This window comes from Vibrio sp. KMM 9700 (genome assembly GCF_058545285.1).
In genome coordinates, this window is record NZ_CM178589.1 from 1,590,285 (window position 1) to 1,609,897 (window position 19,613).

The following is a 19,613-nucleotide window of genomic DNA, read 5'->3' on the forward strand; positions in this document are numbered from 1 at the left end:
TAAGCTCGATTTATTCACAAAAAATACGTCTAAGTTTAGCCAAGTGTCGGAAAACAGCGCCTAAGGTGTTAAACTCTCGCTTTAAAATTTTCCATTTTGCCTTTTTTATTAGGGAAGAACTCAAGCATGACAGAATTAAAAAATGATCGCTATCTACGTGCGCTCTTAAAACAACCCGTTGATTGCACGCCTGTATGGATGATGCGTCAAGCCGGTCGCTATTTGCCAGAATATCGTCAAACGCGCTCAGTCGCGGGTGATTTTATGTCGCTGTGCAAAAATGCTGAGTTGGCATCTGAAGTCACGCTGCAACCTTTGCGCCGTTTCCCGCTTGATGCTGCGATTCTTTTCTCTGACATTTTAACCATTCCTGATGCCATGGGGCTTGGACTTTACTTTGAAGCCGGTGAAGGGCCTAAATTTGAACGCCCAATTCAAAGCAAAGCGGATGTTGAAAAAATTGGTCTTCCCGATCCAGAAGGTGAGTTGCAATATGTGATGAACGCTGTGCGTCAAATTCGCAAAGATTTGCAAGGTGAAGTGCCGCTGATTGGTTTCTCTGGCAGCCCTTGGACACTAGCGACCTACATGGTTGAAGGTGGCAGCTCAAAAGCTTTCACTAAAATCAAAAAAATGATGTATAGCGATCCACAAGTACTGCATATGCTACTTGATAAACTTGCTGACAGCGTGATTGAGTATTTGAATGCACAAATCAAAGCGGGCGCTCAGTCTGTGATGGTCTTTGATACTTGGGGCGGCGTCCTTACACCTCGTGATTACAATGACTTCTCGCTGCAATATATGCACAAAATCGTTGATGGTTTAATTCGTGAAAATGACGGTCGCCGCGTCCCTGTGACACTATTTACCAAAAATGGTGGTATGTGGCTTGAGAAAATTGCCGCGACAGGTTGTGATGCGGTTGGTCTTGACTGGACGATTAATATCCAAGATGCGAAGACTCGTATTGGTGATAAAGTTGCGCTGCAAGGTAATATGGATCCTTCAATGCTTTATGCGTCTCCTGAGCGTATCCGTGAAGAAGTGGCGACAATTCTTGAAGGCTTTGGTGATGAAGGAACGGGCCATGTGTTTAACTTAGGTCATGGTATTCACCTTGATGTACCGCCAGAAAATGCTGGTGTATTTGTCGATGCGGTACATGAATTGTCGAAGCCGTTCCATAAATAATAGATAACCACATTAATTGTCGTGAAACTGACATAGCTTTCACCTTTATCGATTAAACATAATCCAGAATAAGTAACATTCCCAGTATGAATACATATTTCTGCTGGGATTTAAGCGAGTTACTCTGAGTATGTATAAGGACGTAAAGATGAAAGCTGTCGGATACAAACAATCTCTCCCAATTCAAGATGTTGATTCACTTCAAGATATTGAATTGCCTCAACCTGAGGTCTCAGGTCAAGATTTATTGGTCAATGTCAGCGCGATTGCGGTGAATCCTGTTGATTATAAAATTCGTCAAAATGTCACGCCTGAAGCGGATGAATACAAAGTTTTAGGCTGGGATGCAGTGGGTGAAATCGTCGCCGTTGGTGAGTTAGTTACTGACTTTGTTGTCGGAGAGCATGTGTATTATGCAGGAGATCTGACGCGTCAAGGCTGCAATGCTGAATATCAGCTTGTTGATCAACGTTTAGCCAGCATCAAACCAAAAAGTTTAACGGCTGCGAGTGCAGCAGCTTTGCCTTTAACTGCGATTACAGCATGGGAAGTCTTGTTTGATCATTTAGGACTTCAACGTCAAGATATCCAATTAAAAATCCCAACCAATGAACTCATCCTTGTCACTGGCGCAGCTGGTGGTGTTGGCTCTATTCTTATCCAATTGGTGAAGGTGCTTACTGGCGCACAAGTGATTGCGACAGCATCAAGAGAAGAAACCCAAGCTTGGGTGAAGTCACTTGGCGCAGACTATGTAATCGATCATAGCCAAGCTTTAAAGCCTCAAGTGGATGCGTTAATCAAGGCGCATAATCTCCCACAAGTCTCACATGTTGCGAGTTTAAATCAGACTCAAGATTATTTAGCTGAATTTGTCGATATTTTAAAACCCTTTGGAAAAATCTGTCTAATCGACGATCCGCAAAACATGGAAACTAGCATAGTGAAAACCAAAAGTATTTCGCTGCATTGGGAGTTTATGATGGCAAGAAGTATGCATCAAGCCTGTGATATGGCGGTGCAAGGTCAGATTTTAGCTGCAGTAGCGAGTTTAATCGACCAAGGCTATATCAAAACGACCATTAAGAAGAACTTGGGCGTTATCGATGCAAGCAACCTTAGACAAGCGCACCAAGAGCTCGAAGCCGGGGCTGTGATTGGTAAAATGGTACTCGAAGGTTTTTAACTAGAAACTTGAATAATGCTTTGAATACTTTGCTTTAGCTCGGGCAAGAGATCTTCTTCAAACCAAGGGTTTTTGCTCATCCAAAAGCGATTTCTTGGGGATGGGTGAGGCAAAGGAAAGACTTTTGGAGCATGCAAACGCCACTGACGCACATTTTCAGTTAATGTCAGTGGTGTTTTTGTTTCTTGTGCGCGAGGTTTTGCAGCAAGGTAAGCCTTTTGAGCGTATTGCCCAATCAACAAGGTTAGCTGGATATGGCTTAACTGTGGCAGAACTTTCGGGTGCCAATGTGGCGCGCATTCAGGGCGTGGCGGTAAATCTCCACTGACCTTGCCTTGTTTGGTGAGCTTTTTTCCCGGATAACACAAACCCATTGGCAAGATGGCAAAGAGACCTGAATAATAAAAGGTTTGTCTGTCGACTCCAAGCCATTCTCTTAACCTATCGCCACTTAGGTCATCAAACGCTGTTCCTTTATCGTGGGTTTTCTCCCCTGGCGCTTGCCCAATAATGAGAATTTTAGCCTGCTTAGAGAGCTGAAAAATCGGCTTGATTTCAAGCGGCAATTGCCCTTTACAGATTTGGCAGCTTTTAATTTGCTGGCATAAATTCTCAATTTCTTGTGCCATACGTCTTGTACCTTTAATTAATAACCTTTTTCGAAATCTACAAGATTATCTAAGCCGCGTCCTTGATTAAAGGCTTGGTAATTTTGTCTGAAAATTTCAAACACATCATTTGCAAAGCTAGTCGCCGCTATATGTGGTGTGACGGTTACTTGTGGGTGATGCCAATAAGGACAAGATTGCGAGATAGGTTCTTGTTTAAAGACATCTAAAAACGCATGTTTGATTTGACCTTTCTCTAAAGCCTCAAGCAGCGCCGCCGGCACTATCGCATCCCCACGGCCTACATTAAACAGTAGGGCATCATGACACTGCATAAAGGCTGCTTCATCAAGTAAATCAGTTGTTTGTGGTGTTTTAGGTAAGGTGTTCACAATGATATCTGCCTGCGTTAAGGCTTGGTGCAGCTCATCTTTACTATATAGGTGACTGAACTGATGCAGGGCTTCAATATGCCCAGTTTGATTCATCCCAAGTACTTCAAAGCCGAGCCCATGGGCGCAAGAGGCGAGTTGGCGCCCAATCGAACCTGTGCCTAAAATCAGCATTTTTTTGCCTGAGATTGATTCATATTTATGTGGTTGCCATACCTTGTCTTGTTGCTGCTGGGCATATAGCGCAAAGTGACGAAAGTAGCTAAGGGTATAACCAATCACATATTCACTAATTAGCTGGCCAAACTTTCTTCGGATATTGGTGAGTTGATAATCTTGGCGAATGCCTTCAGCCATTAATGTATCGACACCGGCAAAGGTGCTTTGTAGCCAAGTCAGATTTGTGAATTCATCTAACTGAGTCGCAACTAAGGGAGGATCAGCTAATAATATGTTGGCCTCTGCCTTGTCGGCGGTTAGGGTTAAGTTTTCAAGTCCTGCTTCTAAAATCAATTGGTGGTAAAGGTTTTTATGCGCAGATTCAATATAGACCTTATTTGAAAGCGTGCTCATTGCTGGATTTATTTCCTATTACTGATAAAGTACGATTTATATATAACACTTATACACTAGATTTGAGACATTATGCTGCAAAATCCGTTACAAGTTAGACTTGAAAAGCTCGTTCCTTGGCAAGAGATCACCTTTATGGCTTGCTTATGTGAACGCATGTATCCAAATTACGCTGCATTTTGCCAGCATACTGAATTTGCCGATCATCAAAAGTATCGTGTGATTTTAGATAGTGTGTGGGAAGTGCTAACGGTGAAATCTGCCAAAGTTAATTTTGAGCGCCAACTTGAAAAGCTTGAAGACTTAATTCCAAGTGCAGAAGAGTTTGAGTTTTACGGTGTATTTCCTGCAATTGATGCATGTCGTGGTTTATCTATTTTGCTGCATGCACTGCTTGATCGTGAAGATATGTGTGAAGCCGTGATTGATCTTAGCCAAGTGTCGGTAAAAACTGTCGCTGATTTGGAAGAAGCGCAAGGCTGTGAGCCGATCACCAATGAAAACCAAAAAGATAACGAAGCGGTTTGCCAAGAGTGGGATGTGCAATGGGCTCTCTTTAGACCTCTGCGTGAAGCCGTTGAGCGTGATATTGAGCTGATTAAAGACTTGCGTGTGGAACTGCGTGAAGAGGCCGTTAGCAATATAGGTATTGCTCTAGAATTTTAAGTAAACTCGGTCTGAATTTAAACACATAGCTGTGATTTAGCTAGGCTTAAGTGTAAAAATGTCTACTAACGTGAATTTTTGGTTATTTTTCGAGATTGAAACCTTATTTTAGTTGCCAAGGTTAAATTAGATAAGGTAGATTCTAATTAGCTTAGGATGGAATTTATCACAAATCATCTTCAGCCAACCAAGGTGGAATAAGGACTGGTGTAAAATATCGGACTTGGTTTTAAGCTTAATCTGCGGAGATCTTCAAATTTTGCTTAAAAATAACTCATAAGGACAACTCTAAGTCGATAATCCTTTGCAAAACAAGGGTAGAATGGATTAGAGTAAGTTAGAAATTTTAAAAACAATCAAAAGGGAATACAAATGAACAAGACCCAACTTATTGACGCTATCGCTGAAAAAGCTGATCTTTCAAAAGCACAAGCAAAAGCTGCGCTAGAAGCAACTCTTGAAGGCGTAACTGATGCACTTAAAGACGGCGATCAAGTGCAACTTATTGGTTTTGGTACATTTAAGCTAAATCACCGTAATGCGCGCACAGGCCGCAACCCAAAAACTGGTGAGCCTATCGAAATTAAAGCAGCGAACGTTCCTGCGTTCACAGCTGGTAAAGCACTTAAAGACGCTGTACAGTAATTCAAAATATTTAAAGATCAGCGCTGGCAAATTGTTAGCGCTATTTTTATTTAAAAGTTTTGTGTTTTATGCGTCATTTTTCCGTTTTCGCACTGACTTCGCTGACTCCTCTGTTTTTACTTGGTTGCTCTTCAAACCAAGCACAACCTAACATCAATTCTTCGCAACAACTCGCTTTATATCAAAGCCAACATTCTGCAGGGCTCAAAGATACTCAAACAGAAAAGCTGCTTTGGTTTGACGGTGATGATTCTGAGCATCCACAAGTTATCTACGAACGCACACAAGAAACTCGTGACGATCAAAGCCTTAAGTCTGACTATCAGAGCCGTTATATATGGAAGAAGCAAAAGCTAAGTGAAGTAAGGCGTCAGGGCACGCGTTATACCCATTCAGGTAAGGCGATTGCATTTACCCTCTTATTGCGCCTTAGCAGCCAGCAAGAAGTGGTCTATCAACGCTTATTGTTAGATGGGAAGCCGATTGCGCTGACTGAAGATGATTTAACTCAGATAGCCGATCAAATTCGTCAAACCCGCTCCCTTGTGAGTTTGCAAAATCAAGCAGGACTTGAGATTTATCAAGGGCATTGGAATGGTCAAGAGTTTGCCACTTGCCGTGGAAAGAATTATCAAAAATTTCATCTAGGTGGGCAGTTTACTCAGCAATTGGTGCCTTTAGCTGATACTTATGTGGCGGTGTTAGCGAAAGAAAATGAGCAGGGGGAGTTGTATGTTGAGACCCTACTCAAGCAAAAAGCAGGATCTCAAGATTGTATTTTTAAGCCAGAATTTGAGGCTTAATGGAAGCGATTAACAGATTACTTGGCTTCACGCGCAATCGCACGATAAGCAATGTCTGAGCGATAGAATAAATCATCACTTTCAATCGCGCGAGTCAGTTCATAAGCCGCTTGTTGGGCTGTGGTCACACTCTCACCTAACGCTGTTGCACACAGCACACGACCGCCATTAACCACTAAATTGTCGCCATCAAACTTAGTGCCCGCTTGGAATACTTTTTGCGCGTCATTCTCTTGCGGCAGTTTAATCGCACCACCTTTCGCATAAGCTGCTGGGTAGCCTTTAGCTGCAAGCACAACGCCGACTGCTGCGCGTGGGTCCCATTTAGACTCTGCTTTATCAAGTGCACCTTGTGCGCCTGCAAGGCAAAGCTCAACCAAGTCAGATTGCATACGCATCATAATAGGTTGAGTTTCAGGATCGCCAAAACGGCAGTTGTATTCAATCACTTTTGGCGTGCCGTCGCTCATGATCATAAGGCCAGCATAGAGGAAACCTGTATAGGGCGCGCCTTCTGCTGCCATGCCTTCAACCGTTGGATAAATCACTTCATCCATGATGCGCTGGTGAATTTCAGCGGTTACGACTGGCGCAGGAGAATAAGCACCCATACCGCCTGTATTTGGCCCTGTATCGCCATCACCGACACGTTTGTGATCTTGGCTAGTTGCCATTGGCAGAACGTTCTTGCCATCAACCATAACGATGAAGCTTGCTTCTTCGCCATCTAAGAACTCTTCAACCACCACGCGGCTGCCTGCTTCACCAAATGCATTGCCTGCAAGCATATCCTTGATTGCATCTTCGGCTTCGCTAAGGGTCATTGCCACAATCACGCCTTTGCCTGCTGCAAGGCCATCGGCTTTGATCACAATTGGCGCACCTTTTTCACGCACATAGGCCAGTGCAGGCTCGATTTCCGTGAAGTTTGCATAATCAGCGGTTGGGATTTGATGACGCGCTAAGAAGTCTTTGGTGAATGCTTTTGAGCCTTCTAGTTGCGCTGCTGCTTGGCTTGGGCCAAAGATAGTTAAGCCTGCGGCTTGGAATGCATCGACCACACCAATGACAAGTGGCGCTTCTGGGCCAACAATGGTGAGCTCGATTTGGTTGTCTTGTGCAAAGGCAACTAGACCTTGAATATCTTCTACATCAATTGCGACGTTTTCAAGTTTTGGCTCGCTTGCTGTGCCCGCATTACCCGGTGCAATAAACACGGTTTCGACACTTGGGTTTTGCGCCGCTTTCCAGCCAAGAGCATGTTCACGACCACCAGAACCAATAATTAATACTTTCATTTCTTATTCCCAAAATTAATCCGAGTATTACCTTAGTGTGCTTTTTCAAAGTAATAAGGAGTGCTCACAAGGCAGCAAAGTTTTTTAGTCCAATGAGCATAGTCCACTATGTGATTTGGCTAAAAAAGTGCAGCTAACGCAGTGACCACCCTTATTAAGCAGAAAAAGTTAGTGACGGAAATGACGCATCCCAGTTAAGATCATCGCCATACCGTGCTCATCCGCCGCATCAATCACCTCTTGATCACGCATTGAGCCACCAGGTTGGATCACGCACTTAATGCCAGCTTCTGCGGCGGCGTCGATACCATCACGGAATGGGAAGAAAGCATCAGATGCCATCACGCTACCTGCAACTTCCAAACCTTCGTCAGCAGCTTTAATGCCGGCAATTTTTGCTGAGTAAACGCGGCTCATTTGGCCTGCGCCCACACCGATAGTCATGTCGCCTTTTGCGTAAACAATCGCATTTGATTTCACATATTTCGCTACTTTCCAGCAAAATAGTGCATCTTTAAGCTCAGCTTCTGTCGGCTGACGTTTGGTCACAACTTTCAGATCATCCAGACCAACCATGCCTTGGTCACGGTCTTGAACTAATAAGCCGCCATTGACACGTTTTAGGTCAAAGCCAGTTGTCTTCGTGTCCCACTGACCACACTCAAGAAGACGTACGTTTTTCTTCGCGCTAACGATTTCAACTGCATCTTGTGCAACACTTGGCGCGATAATAACTTCTACAAATTGACGCTCAACAATGGCGCTAGCAGTTTGCGCATCAAGCTCACGGTTAAATGCAATGATGCCACCGAATGCAGACGTTGGGTCGGTTTTAAATGCACGCTCATAAGCTTCAAAAATGTTGTCGCCAAGGGCTACGCCACAAGGGTTGGCGTGTTTGACGATAACACATGCAGGTTCTGCGAACTCTTTGACGCACTCAAGCGCGGCATCTGTATCAGCAATGTTGTTATATGAAAGGGCTTTACCTTGAAGTTGAGTCGCTGTTGCAACGCTTGCTTCTTGTGGGTTTTCTTCAACATAAAAAGCAGCAGCTTGGTGGCTGTTTTCGCCATAGCGCATATCTTGCTTTTTGATAAATTGTTGGTTGAAGGTGCGTGGGAATTTAGACTCTTCGTCACCTTCCTTGTTGTCACCATAAGATGCAACCATAGTGCCGAAGTAGTTAGCAATCATGCCATCATAGCTTGCAGTGTGCTCAAATGCTGCAATCGCAAGGTCAAAACGGGTTTCAAGCGTCAGTGATTTCTCGTGAGCATCCATTTCAGTAATGACGCGCGCATAATCAGATGCTTTTACTACAATCGCGACATCTTTATGGTTTTTCGCTGCAGAACGAACCATAGTTGGTCCACCGATATCAATGTTTTCAACCGCATCTTCAAGGCTGCAATCTGGGCGCGCAACAGTGTTGGCAAATGGGTATAGGTTTACGACTACCATGTCGATAGGTGCGATATCGTGCTCAGTCATTACAGCTTCATCCATATCACGACGGCCTAAAATGCCACCATGAATTTTTGGATGTAAGGTTTTCACACGGCCATCCATCATTTCAGGGAAACCTGTATGATCAGATACTTCAGTCACATTTAAGCCATTTTCAGATAAGAGGCGAGCAGTGCCACCTGTGGATAGAATTTCAACGCCACGTTGTGAAAGCGCAGTAGCAAATTCTAAAATACCAGTTTTATCAGAAACACTAATTAAAGCACGACGGATAGGGCGAGCGTTTTGCATGGTTTGGATCTTCCTTTACTTATATGGAAATGGAATGAATAAAACTTAATTGGGGCGTATTCTAACTAAAAACAATTGAAAAAGCTCGCGCAATCGGTTGCTTTTTTTGGAAATAAAAAATCTCCAGCAAATTTTCACTGGAGATTTTAGAATTAACACACTGATAAAAGCGGAATAATCAAATTATTTATTCTATAATCACCTCGGCTTGCGCTGTTGTTTGTCCTTCTAAAGTGGATACGCTAACTGTTGCGCTATCACCCGGCGCGCCGACAACTTCATAGCTCGAACCATCTGGGCTAATCGAAAGGACGCTTTCATCTGAGCTTGACCAGATAAGCTCAACTTGTGGCTCTTGCGTTGGTTTCGCACCAACTGTGGTGCTAGCCAAAGCTTTGGCGCGACCGCTAGTACCGGCTGCAAGTGTACCTTTCAAGGCAACAATCTCGAGAGCTCTGGTTGAAACCTGAACACAAGTGATGTAGTTCGCGGTAGCTGCCACTTCATTTGTCCCTAAGTTTGCCGTTTCTTCTTGGCCTTCAATGAAGTCAAATGCGATATATTTAGTATTGTCCTCACTGTCTAGGTCTGAAGAGATATAACTTCTAGACGTTGGCCAGCCGTTGATTTCAGCTAAGTTGCCTTCTTGTGCATACAAAGCGTTTAGTTCTGTTATGGTGGCTAATCTACCGCCAAAAGCCGTACAAATCGCTTCTGCAACATCAAAATCAAAGTTTGGCACCTCAATTGTCTCACCAGTGGATGTATCCGTGATACTCGTTGTGTAATCCAAACCTTTTAGCAAAGTATCTTGTAGCGTAAACGGTGGCATGAAAGTGATACCATCGCTGGCTAAGTCAATTGGCTGATAAGGACTGCCAACATTAATGGTCACAATCCCCATAGCGTAATCACCTTGATTATCCGTCACCATGACACTTACATAATAAGTGATTGGGATACTTGGGGTGAACTTAAAGCTAATGTCATCAACCATCTCAATCTCTGCATTTTCTGTGGTTGCAGAAACTAAGGTTAAGCTATTGCTTGCATCTAGATCGTCAATATAGTCGGTAAGATCAACGGTTACTTCCTCTCCTTCAGTGGCATCAATACTAAAATCAGTGATTTCAATACCGTGGTTGACATCTTGGGATACCGCGACATCAATCGCGCCAAGATAAGTATCAGTTGAGTTACTCAGGCTATAGTAAACTCGGCTGATCCCAAACTCACGATTTGAATCAAGCGTAATGGTATTTGCTGTGGTGTCATAAGTTAAGCTCTCACCATCCGCGCCACCGAGTAAGGTAGGAGCTTCATCAAGGCTAAAGCCTTCTCCTGGCCATTCACCTTGTTCAGTTAATAGTGTTTCGAGATCTAGCACCAAGTCAGCATCTCCTTGCTGAATTGCAGCCGAGAGTGGCGGCAATTGCAGTGTATTTGGAGTGGACTCGGTACTTGCTGCATTGACACTATTATCCGATAAAATCCCAACTTGCGCGGTTGCTGTCGTGACTATGCTGGGATCAGCCGCGCTCGCAATTTGGTAGCTATATACACAACTGCCAACATCATTTGGTTCAAAATCAAAGCCTTGATCCGTTTGAGTTATATAAGCACATTGGCTTTGATCTGAAATCGGCTCCACCTTAGAGACGACAATCGCAGAGCCATCACTTGCCTTGGCTTGAGCCAAAAGGTTGATGGACGCCGTTTGGTTCTCAACGCTGTTAAACCTTAGGTTGTTGGCGCTAAGGCTGACCACTGGGCTAGGCGTTGGCGTGCTGCTCGATGAGCCTCCACCGCCCCCACCGCCGCAAGCGGCAAGGGCTGGTGCTAATAAAAGCGCGACTAAGGTTTTTGAATAAGTTTTCATATACGACTCCTTGTATTACTTTTATTAGTCTTGTGGTACCGCACCGAATATCCAAGTGACGGCATTGGTGTAGAAGATTGAGTTAGAAACATCAAACTTAGCCACTCGGCCATAACCTGGCTTCGCCACAGGAGTAAAATCTCCTTGATCAAAATCCCAGTTATACTCTTGTACCATCATAGGGAAGGCAGTTGTACTTTGTTCACTAGTTGTTGGAATGTCGACATAGTAGCCTAAGAAGCCAGCATCTGATGCCCAAACAAATTTTAAACTCTTATGGTGTAAGGCTGTAATACCAGTACTTCCGACGGTATGCGTTTGGTTATCACCGGAGACGGTACCGAATTCTCCATCGTAATCGTAATCAGTCCCAGCATCGACAGAAGCAGATTCATCATAACTAAAGCTTAAAGGTATATATTGATCTTCAGGTAAGTCATAGGCGACAGATATGTAGCTTTGATCGACTCCCCAGTATTTATTACGTATATCCCCAAATGGACCATTTAACAAAGGGTCATCTATATTGTTAAATTTAAATACGGCACCAGCGGCAAACTTAACATCTGATGCTTTTGCATCATCACCAAATATAGACTCCATAATACTTTCTGTTGCCATCTCTTCTTGCGAGAAATAAAGCAAGGTCCCACCATCATATAAAAAATCACGCAGTGCGTTAGTGAGTGTAGCGTTAGGTATAGTAGGGAAGCCCACTTGCACTACTGCTGGTGGCATATCGCTAGTGATGAGGTCGATGAGCGTTTGACAGGTTGGGTCGCAATCACCTAAAGAGGTGAACACCCAATCAGCTTTCAAAATAATTTTGGAGGTAGGCTCTTTACCGAAATTATCTGTATAACGCAAAATAGCATTTGAAACAATAGCTTTACCTGCATATTCCTCAATCGCAATATTAAAGCCATTGTAAGGTTGGTTGAAAGTACTACCCGTTCCCGCAACATGAATCTCATCAATGACTTCAACCTCAATAGAGCTAGTTAAGCGACCATCAGGGGTTGTTGCCGTGACAGTGACTGTGCCTTTTTGCATCCCTTCAGAGCGGCCTGTAACTTCATCTATTGCTAGAATTTCAGGGTTGCTTGAGGTCCAAACAAGTTGCTTGTTATAGATGACATCTTCTTCACCCGCTGAGTTGGTGTAGAGCACGACTAAGTCTTTAAACGTGCCAGCAATGACATAATAAGGATCGCGGATTCTAAAGTCTTTTGGCTCGATGTTTTTGCAAGAGAGGTAAGCTGTATCAGTAGTAGTGTCCGACATAGCTAAATCTATGTTGTCATAAACAAGAGTTGTTTGATTAGTTGATGAAACCCCATTTAACCAATATTTACCACTCTCTGGCCATCCAGTTATTCCAGAAATACTAGAATTAGATCCTATAACCGCGGACATTTCTGCTAAGCTTGGCAAGCTACCACCTTGTGCTCGACAAATAGCTGCGGCCAAAGAATAATTAAAAAGCCCCATTTGATGACCGGCACTAGCTGCATTACCTGTACTTTCCTCACTACCAGTCATATCAAAACCTAAGCTTTCAATTTGATCGACCGTCATAGGGGCGGTGAGAGTAAAGGATGTGTCGGGATCGCCTGTATCCATAAAGTAATCTTGGAAAGGAGAGGCTACTTGGACACGGACACTGGCAATATCAAAACCACCAGAATGATCTGTGACCATATAACTGACAAAATAAGTGCCAGCCAAGTCAGATTGAAAATCAAAGCTAGTATTTGTTAGATCATCAGGGTCTGTTAATGTCACGCTAGCATTGGCGGCGCGCGCTTCAATCAGCTGTACATTTTTATCTGCGCCGTCTTCAGCGTCTTCATCTTCAAGATAAGGGCCAACATCAATGGTGACAGATTCACCTGTTGGTACTTTGACTGTCATGGTTTCAGGGGCGTAATAATAGCTAAAGTTGTTGGCAACAGGTGCGATATTCGCATCACTTGAAATAGCGACTTCGATACTGCCAAGGTAGACTTTTTCTTCTTCTTCATCGGTTGCGCTGTAAAAAATTTCAGCAAACCCTGAATCAGTTGAACAATATTTAATTTGCCCATCTGCTGGATCATTCGCGCTTGCGCTTCCGTCACCAATAACGATAACTTCTGAATCTAAGAGGGCACCCTCTGGGATGGTAGCGCTGAGATCGACACTTTCGCAGACGCTAGCATCTATATTTAGGATTGTATTTTCAAGTTTAATATTTGAAACACTAATGCCAGAAGCACCTTGGAATGCAACACGGCTAATCGCGCTCGCTGTTGTGGTTTGGTCAGCATCTTCAACTGTATATTCAAAGCTACAACTTGTGGCGCGTGTGGCGGTGACTTCAAAACTTGTCGCATTTTTTTGTCCAACCACACAAGCTGGGTTCGCTTCCAATGCTTTAACACTTTTGAGTTGCATTTGGGTATTAGGATCACTGGCATGAATACGAGAACTAAGGTTAACTAATCCAGTGCTCGTTTGGGAAAAGCTTGAGATGCTATCTTCAGCAACTAGGCTTACTGATGCAGGAGATGGCCCACTTCCCCCGCTAGAGGATGATCCACCACCTCCACCGCCGCCTCCACAAGCGGCAAGCAGGATACTACATGACACATATAAGCTAAATTGAGAGAGCTTATGTTTAAAACCAGCATTTAAATTAAACATGATAAGCAAATCCTTGAATTTTTTAGTCCATTAATAGAAAAGAGTGCGTTACTTTTTCATAGGCATAAATTATGACAAAGACTTACCTTTTGTAGGTAATATCTAGCTCTCAGGGTTTGTATATTATTTCACCTGAAGATGGGCTTTTGTTTCAAATTTTGAGCAGGGTTATATTTCATTAACTTATGTGTGGTTTATTACATAAATAATGAGATCTTATTTTGTGATCTGTTTCTGGTTTTATTATTAACTGACTTTTAGATGACGATCTAAAACTAGAGGATTTAAGGTTTTTAGCGATTTTAGGATCGTTTTGATCTTCTCGATCTTGTTTTGCGTGAATTTAAGGTTAAGTTTGTAAATATGAGTGGTAGGGGATGTTACTGACTATGGTGATGATCAAAAAAGGCTCACTAAAATAGCAAGCCTTTGAAAAATAAACTTAATCAGGCTTGATTAGTTCATGCCGTATTTTCAAGACCCTGTTTTTGGCGGTTTTTGTTTGTTTCCATTTGTTTGATATTTTCTTTTATTTCAATATCTTAACTTAATTCTTGTTTCTGTTTGTGTTTGTTCGTTTCTGGTCTTATCATGCACTGGGGGTACATATGGGGGTACATGGATTTTGCCTTATATGCCTTATAAACACTGGCTTGAAGAGGTTTTAATGGGGAAATTGTACGATAAAAGTCTTAGGGTGGTTCACAATAAGGCGCATCCAAAGGTCTTTGTGTTGACTGATGGGCAAGGTCTTGGAGCTAGAGTTTCTATTGAGGGGAAGATCCGTTGGCAATATAGATATAAGATCGAGGGTAAGAGTAAACGCTTTGATATTGGTAGTTATCCTGAAATCTCTTTATTAGATGCGCGTGATCGAGTTCATCAATATAGAGAATGGCTAGCCAAAGGCTTTGATCCTCAAACTCAGCAGAAATTAGAGAGATAAAACCTTAAAGCCGATAACTGTTAAAGATGCGATGGAATATTGGCTTGTGGAATATGCAGAAACAAATAGGGCTAACTTCTCAAAGCATCGTAGGCAATTTGAGCGCCATATTTATCCATATATTGGTGATTTACCTATCGATCAAGTCGAGACTAGGCATTGGATTGAATGTTTTGACCGAATAAGAAAGGGTATTGCTGGTGAGCAGCGTCCTGCGCCTGTAGCTGCTGGTTATATCTTTGGTAATGCAAAGCAAGCATTAAGGTTTTGCCGTGTAAGGCGGTATGCAGATAGCCGTGTACTCGATGATTTAGTGATTAATGATGTCGGTAAGAAGCAAGCAAAAAGAGATAGGGTGCTAACTAAAGCTGAATTGCTAGATTTATGGAATTTCACCAGCGACCCTAAAACGCACGCTTATTATAAGAATCTGCTACATATATTGCTTATCTTTGGTTGTCGAAGCCAAGAAATAAGACTCTCAAAATGGTCTGAATGGGATTTTGATTCAAAAATATGGACTGTGCCTAAAGCAAACTCTAAAACTAATGTATTGATTGCTCGTCCTATTCCCGATGATTTAATGGACTTTTTATTAGGGTTAAAAGGAAGCTCAAAATTAAATGAATATGTCTTAGGTGAGCTTAAAAGTTCTGAAAGTATTAGTGGCTATGGTCGTAAGATATGGAAAAAACTGGGGCATCAAGAAAAATGGACGCTACATGATTTACGCCGTACTGCTGCCACGCTTATGAGTGACTTAGGAATTGCGCCTCATATTGTTGAACAGCTATTAGGGCATGAAATTGGTGGGGTTGCTGGTATCTATAACCGAAGTAAATACACTGAGGAAAAAAGGGCGGCAATGGCATTATGGTTTGAGCATCTGAATATTTTCTTTAACACCAGCAGTAATGTTGTTTCTATCGCTGGTGAAAAGCGCACGGCATAGCTAGTTATATTCATCTTGGCTAGGCTGCATATACGATCTGATAGGTTTTTAAGGTTCAGATCGTATATGTGGTGTATCTTGAAAGTATTATCCATCTAGCTAAATAAAATATATTGAAATTTAGGCATTTTGTTAGTTTTCAATTTCACCATACTCCATTGATTGGAGTTTTTCTTTTGATTTTTGAGTTCGGGCTGCTTTAAAATTATCTAGTTTCAGCTTAGTAAAACCATCAGGATTAAGCTTGCAGTGGTAATGATGGTGCTCTTTAAGTCTACTCTCTTCCTCTTTAGCTCGTTCTGAGCTAGTTTTGAGTTTTCTGCCTGTTAATAACAGCCATTTATCAGCACATTTATACCAAGAAATAAGTAAAGCCATAGCTGAAAAGAATGGGTGAGACCAACCAAGGAATGCTATCAATGATGGAATTAGTACAGCTATAAACAATGTAAACCATTTAATTGCGGAGATAGCTAGAATACGTTGCTTAAGGTTTTTTTCTGCATCTTCTGAGGTTGTTCTCGCAAGGTCTTTATAAATTAGCTTTATTTCATCAATATCAGGCATTGCTTCTTCTAGCTCGCCATCAGCAAAGTTACCCCATCGAAATTGTTCGGATGAAACACCACAAATATAACCAACACCAGTAATACTAGATATTTTCTTTGAAAAGTTATTTTCATATCTAGGTATTACCTGTAAAGGTACATTATATCGTTGAATCCAGTATTTAAACTCCCTTTCCGATATTTCTTTACATTTTTCAAGACTGAAGTCATCAAGTAACCTAACAGATAACACTGCTATTTCTTTGCCCATTGCTTCACTAACAAATTTAGGGCTGTAGGTAACGTAATAGCCTTTGCGTTTTATACTAACATTTTCAAATCTGACCCAAGGTTTCATACATCTCCTAAATTGACTCTTATGTATGGTCTTAGCTATTTCTTACAATTCAAAATTAGAAATATCAAGCAAGGAGGAACTATATTCAATGTATCCAGAGCATACTAACCTTGAACTGACTTATCACTAAAACCCACCCGTAAACACCTCGACAAAACTTTTTAGCTTATTGGTTAGGTGAGGGATGATCTTCTTGCGCGCAAGTAGGCTAGGTTTGGTTTCGAGCGTATCGATAAGGTCATCACGCAATGGATCTTGTTTGGTCTGCTCATAGCGTGCGACAAGGCTTGTGAGCTTATCTTTATTTAGTTTTTCTTCCTTAGCCAGCTTATCAATTGCATCAAGCTTTTCTTTTTCCCAGAAGAAGCTAAACGACTCTTCGACGCTGGTGTCATCAGGAATACCGTTTAGCGTTTCTTGCATAAACTTTTCAATCAATACTTTCTTATTGGTAAGAGTTGGCTCAGTGCTCAAGATATTAGTGATCACATTGCGTTTTTTCTGTTTGCCTTCTTCGCTATCTTCATTTTTAAGATCTTTAATCAAATGCAAAATATAACTGACATTGACTTCATCGCGATGGAGTAAATCAAGCTCAAAATCCACATCTTCTAAAATAGATACTTTCTCTTTGATCGAAGATTCACGAATTTGGCGGTTAAGATCCGTGTACTTGCTAGTAAAATCTTGAAATTCTTGATCACTGATTTGAGTTTTATCTATATTAAAGTCTGTAAAGTTACTTAGCATGTTCTTAATTTGCATTAAGCGTCTAAATTGCAATACAAAGCGTTTTTGAGCTTCTTCATCTGGCAAGCTATCCACATCATCAGGCGTAGGGGTAACACCCATTAAGCCTTGGTATGCTTCGTTAAAATCTTTCATCAGCTCATCAAAAGGCGGCGTTTCAATGACTTCAATCGGCTGCTTATTTGAGAACATCAAAAAGGCTTCATCGGCTGCTTGTTTGAGGTTTCTAAAGCAAATAATATTGCCGTGTGATTTAGTTTCATCAAGGAGGCGGTTGGTACGTGAAAATGCTTGCACTAAGCCGTGATGTTTTAAGTTTTTATCAACATATAAGGTGTTTAAACTTGGCGCATCAAAGCCTGTTAAGAACATATTGACCACCAGCAAGATATCTATCTCTTTGTCTTTAACTCGCTTGGCGATATTTTTATAGTAATCATAGAACAGCTTGCTATCTTTGGTGCTATAGCTTGTGCCAAATTCTTTGTTGTAGTCATCAATAAAGGCTTCTAGCTTATCTCTGCTATGCAGTTTTATGCTTTCACCCTCTGCTGCAGCCTTAATCCGCTGGCTATATAATTCTTGCTCCTGCACGTTTGGCTGGATTAATGTCGGCACTTCTTTGATTAGTTTATCGGCTGGCTTGGGATCTGGCGCGCCACTTAACTCATATTCGTTTTCTTCGTTTGCGTCATAGCTGAAAATAGTCGCGATTTTAAGTTGGTGCTTACCTTGGGCTTTCTTCGCGGCAAATAGCTCATAATATGCAATGAGATCGGCAACACTTGCGACGCAAAACATAGCATTGTACTTGCCGCTATGAGTTTTACGCTTATGGTGAGCCAAAATGTAATTAACTATCTTCTCTTGGCGCGCTGGTGAGCTTAAGAGTTCCTTGGTATCAATCGCTTCGACATCAATATCAAGATTATTGTTTGAGCCGTCTTTGTATTGGTAGCGTCCAACATATTCAATCGCAAATTTAAGGACGTTTTGATCGCGAATGGCATCGATAATCACATAAGCATGTAGACGTTCATCAAAGAGGTCTTTGGTGATTTTCTTGACGGATTTCTTCGCGACGGCGTTGTCTGGGAAAATAGGCGTTCCTGTAAAACCAAATAGCTGTGCGCCTTTAAAGAAACCAATAATATTGGCATGAGTCTCACCAAATTGACTGCGATGACATTCATCAAAGATAAAAATGATGCGCTTATCTTGCAGCTTTTCCATTTCTTTTAAATAACGCTGCTTGGTGACAACATTATTGAGCTTTTGCAGCGTTGTCACGACTAGCTTATGGTTGCGGTTCTCGTTTTCTTCACGCCCTTTGATTGGCCTATCTATCAGCTGGTGATACAAAATCTTAGTGTTATCTGTTGTATCCACGCAGCCTTTACTAAAAGCGTTAAATTCAAGCGCTGTCTGGTAATCAAGGTCTTTTCTGTCGACCACAAAGACAACCTTATCCACCTCTGGAAGCTGAGTTAAGATTTGCGCAGCTTTAAAGGAAGTGAGCGTCTTGCCTGAGCCTGTTGTATGCCAAATATAACCATTTTTACGCGATGTTTTAACTTGCTTGATAATCGCTTCCACGGCATAAAACTGGTATGGGCGCAGCACCATTAAGAACTTGCCCGTTTCATTTAGGACAATGTACTTGGTTAGCATTTTGGTGAGGTGCGCTGGGGCTAAAAAGGCTTTGCCAAAGTCATGGATTTGATTAATCGGCTTGTTTTCAAGATCAGTCCAGTTAAAAGTTTGCTTGGCTGATAGCTCTGGGTTGTTGGAAAAATATTGCGTATTCACGCCGTTTGAAATAACAAATAGCTGTAAATAGTTAAATAAGGCATGATTGGCATTAAAAGAGTGCTTTTTATAACGTTTGATTTGGTTAAAGGCTTCTTTTAGCTCGATGCCTCGGCGCTTAAGCTCGATTTGTACCAAGGGTAAGCCGTTCACCAGCAAGGTGACATCATAGCGGTTGGTATATTCGCCTTTTACCGTGATTTGATTGGCAACTTGGAAGTGGTTCGCTATTTTGGCGTTTTCATCCACCAGCAAGTCTAAGTGGACGCTCTCACCGTTATCTAAGGTTAGGTTGAGCTTATCGCGCAAGGTTTTGGCTTTATGAAAAATGCTGCCTTGTTGTAACTTACTGAGGATTTGGCGAAATTCACTCGTTGAAAGCACTTGGTTTTTGAGTTTATCGGCGTTGAGCCTTTCTAGCTGAGTTTTTAGGTTAGCTTCAAGGCTTTGATTATCAGGCAGGTGGACGCGCTGATAACCGATATTAATCAGTGTTTGGATAAATTCGTTTTCAAGTGCTTGCTCTGATTGATATGCCATACTTCTAGCGCCGTCCTTAG

At 42.1% G+C, this 19,613-nt stretch carries 15 protein-coding genes; 7 read left to right on the forward strand and 8 right to left on the reverse strand.

The features are described from left to right. The first annotated feature begins 126 nt into the window (after positions 1–126). Together hemE and AC2VOY_RS07135 are read left to right on the forward strand one after the other, a co-directional pair. Positions 127–1,194: a uroporphyrinogen decarboxylase gene (hemE, locus tag AC2VOY_RS07130; protein WP_491830602.1), complete on the forward strand. Its 1,068-nt coding sequence runs from the start codon at positions 127–129 to the stop codon at positions 1,192–1,194. Positions 1,195–1,342: 148 nt separating this feature from the next. Beyond that, positions 1,343–2,380, forward strand: coding sequence for a zinc-binding alcohol dehydrogenase family protein (locus AC2VOY_RS07135; protein ID WP_491830603.1), 1,038 nt, complete (start codon positions 1,343–1,345; stop codon positions 2,378–2,380). Here AC2VOY_RS07135 and AC2VOY_RS07140 read toward each other — a convergent pair. Next, positions 2,377–3,009 carry a uracil-DNA glycosylase family protein gene (locus tag AC2VOY_RS07140; RefSeq protein WP_491830604.1) on the reverse strand — a complete coding sequence of 211 codons (633 nt, stop codon included), beginning with the start codon at positions 3,007–3,009 and terminating at the stop codon, positions 2,377–2,379. The two genes, AC2VOY_RS07135 and AC2VOY_RS07140, sit on opposite strands and share 4 nt — an antisense overlap. A 17-nt stretch (positions 3,010–3,026) precedes the next feature. Beyond that, the gene (locus AC2VOY_RS07145) at positions 3,027–3,953 is read right to left on the reverse strand and encodes a D-2-hydroxyacid dehydrogenase (protein WP_491830605.1); all 927 of its coding nucleotides are present in this window, start codon (positions 3,951–3,953) and stop codon (positions 3,027–3,029) included. A gap of 72 nt (positions 3,954–4,025) precedes the next feature. Between AC2VOY_RS07145 and AC2VOY_RS07150 the strand changes: the two genes are divergently transcribed. The 3 genes from AC2VOY_RS07150 (at position 4,026) to AC2VOY_RS07160 (ending at position 6,067) form a co-directional block, all read left to right on the forward strand. After that, positions 4,026–4,619 carry a YjaG family protein gene (locus AC2VOY_RS07150; protein WP_491830606.1) on the forward strand — a complete coding sequence of 198 codons (594 nt, stop codon included), beginning with the start codon at positions 4,026–4,028 and terminating at the stop codon, positions 4,617–4,619. A gap of 372 nt (positions 4,620–4,991) precedes the next feature. Further along, positions 4,992–5,264, forward strand: a complete 273-nt coding sequence (locus AC2VOY_RS07155; protein ID WP_491830608.1) for an HU family DNA-binding protein — start codon at positions 4,992–4,994, stop codon at positions 5,262–5,264. 68 nt (positions 5,265–5,332) lie between these two features. Then, positions 5,333–6,067, forward strand: coding sequence for a DUF1481 domain-containing protein (locus AC2VOY_RS07160; RefSeq protein ID WP_491830610.1), 735 nt, complete (start codon positions 5,333–5,335; stop codon positions 6,065–6,067). 17 nt (positions 6,068–6,084) lie between these two features. On the opposite strand, the gene purD is transcribed toward AC2VOY_RS07160, so the two are convergent. The 4 genes from purD to AC2VOY_RS07180 all read right to left on the reverse strand — a co-directional run bounded on the left by purD (position 6,085) and on the right by AC2VOY_RS07180 (position 13,690). Continuing rightward, positions 6,085–7,365 carry a phosphoribosylamine--glycine ligase gene (gene purD, locus AC2VOY_RS07165; protein ID WP_491830611.1) on the reverse strand — a complete coding sequence of 427 codons (1,281 nt, stop codon included), beginning with the start codon at positions 7,363–7,365 and terminating at the stop codon, positions 6,085–6,087. A gap of 168 nt (positions 7,366–7,533) precedes the next feature. After that, complete coding sequence (gene purH / locus AC2VOY_RS07170; protein ID WP_491830612.1) at positions 7,534–9,126, reverse strand: bifunctional phosphoribosylaminoimidazolecarboxamide formyltransferase/IMP cyclohydrolase; 1,593 nt, start codon at positions 9,124–9,126, stop codon at positions 7,534–7,536. Positions 9,127–9,313: 187 nt separating this feature from the next. Next, a complete protein-coding gene (locus AC2VOY_RS07175) occupies positions 9,314–11,005 on the reverse strand; it encodes an adhesion domain-containing protein (protein WP_491830614.1) in 1,692 nt (563 codons plus the stop codon). Between the two features lie 24 nt (positions 11,006–11,029). Then, positions 11,030–13,690: an Ig-like domain-containing protein gene (locus AC2VOY_RS07180; protein WP_491830615.1), complete on the reverse strand. Its 2,661-nt coding sequence runs from the start codon at positions 13,688–13,690 to the stop codon at positions 11,030–11,032. A gap of 634 nt (positions 13,691–14,324) precedes the next feature. Between AC2VOY_RS07180 and AC2VOY_RS07185 the strand changes: the two genes are divergently transcribed. Together AC2VOY_RS07185 and AC2VOY_RS07190 are read left to right on the forward strand one after the other, a co-directional pair. After that, positions 14,325–14,636 (forward strand): Arm DNA-binding domain-containing protein, encoded by a 312-nt coding sequence (locus tag AC2VOY_RS07185; RefSeq protein ID WP_491830616.1) that lies wholly within the window; start codon positions 14,325–14,327, stop codon positions 14,634–14,636. A gap of 31 nt (positions 14,637–14,667) precedes the next feature. Next, positions 14,668–15,588 carry a tyrosine-type recombinase/integrase gene (locus AC2VOY_RS07190; protein ID WP_491830617.1) on the forward strand — a complete coding sequence of 307 codons (921 nt, stop codon included), beginning with the start codon at positions 14,668–14,670 and terminating at the stop codon, positions 15,586–15,588. Between the two features lie 132 nt (positions 15,589–15,720). Here AC2VOY_RS07190 and AC2VOY_RS07195 read toward each other — a convergent pair whose 3' ends face one another. Continuing rightward, entirely contained in the window at positions 15,721–16,494 is a 774-nt protein-coding gene (locus tag AC2VOY_RS07195; RefSeq protein WP_491830618.1) for a hypothetical protein, read from the reverse strand. A 126-nt stretch (positions 16,495–16,620) separates the two neighbouring features. After that, positions 16,621–19,593 (reverse strand): type I restriction endonuclease subunit R, encoded by a 2,973-nt coding sequence (locus tag AC2VOY_RS07200; RefSeq protein ID WP_491830619.1) that lies wholly within the window; start codon positions 19,591–19,593, stop codon positions 16,621–16,623. Positions 19,594–19,613 lie beyond the last annotated feature (20 nt).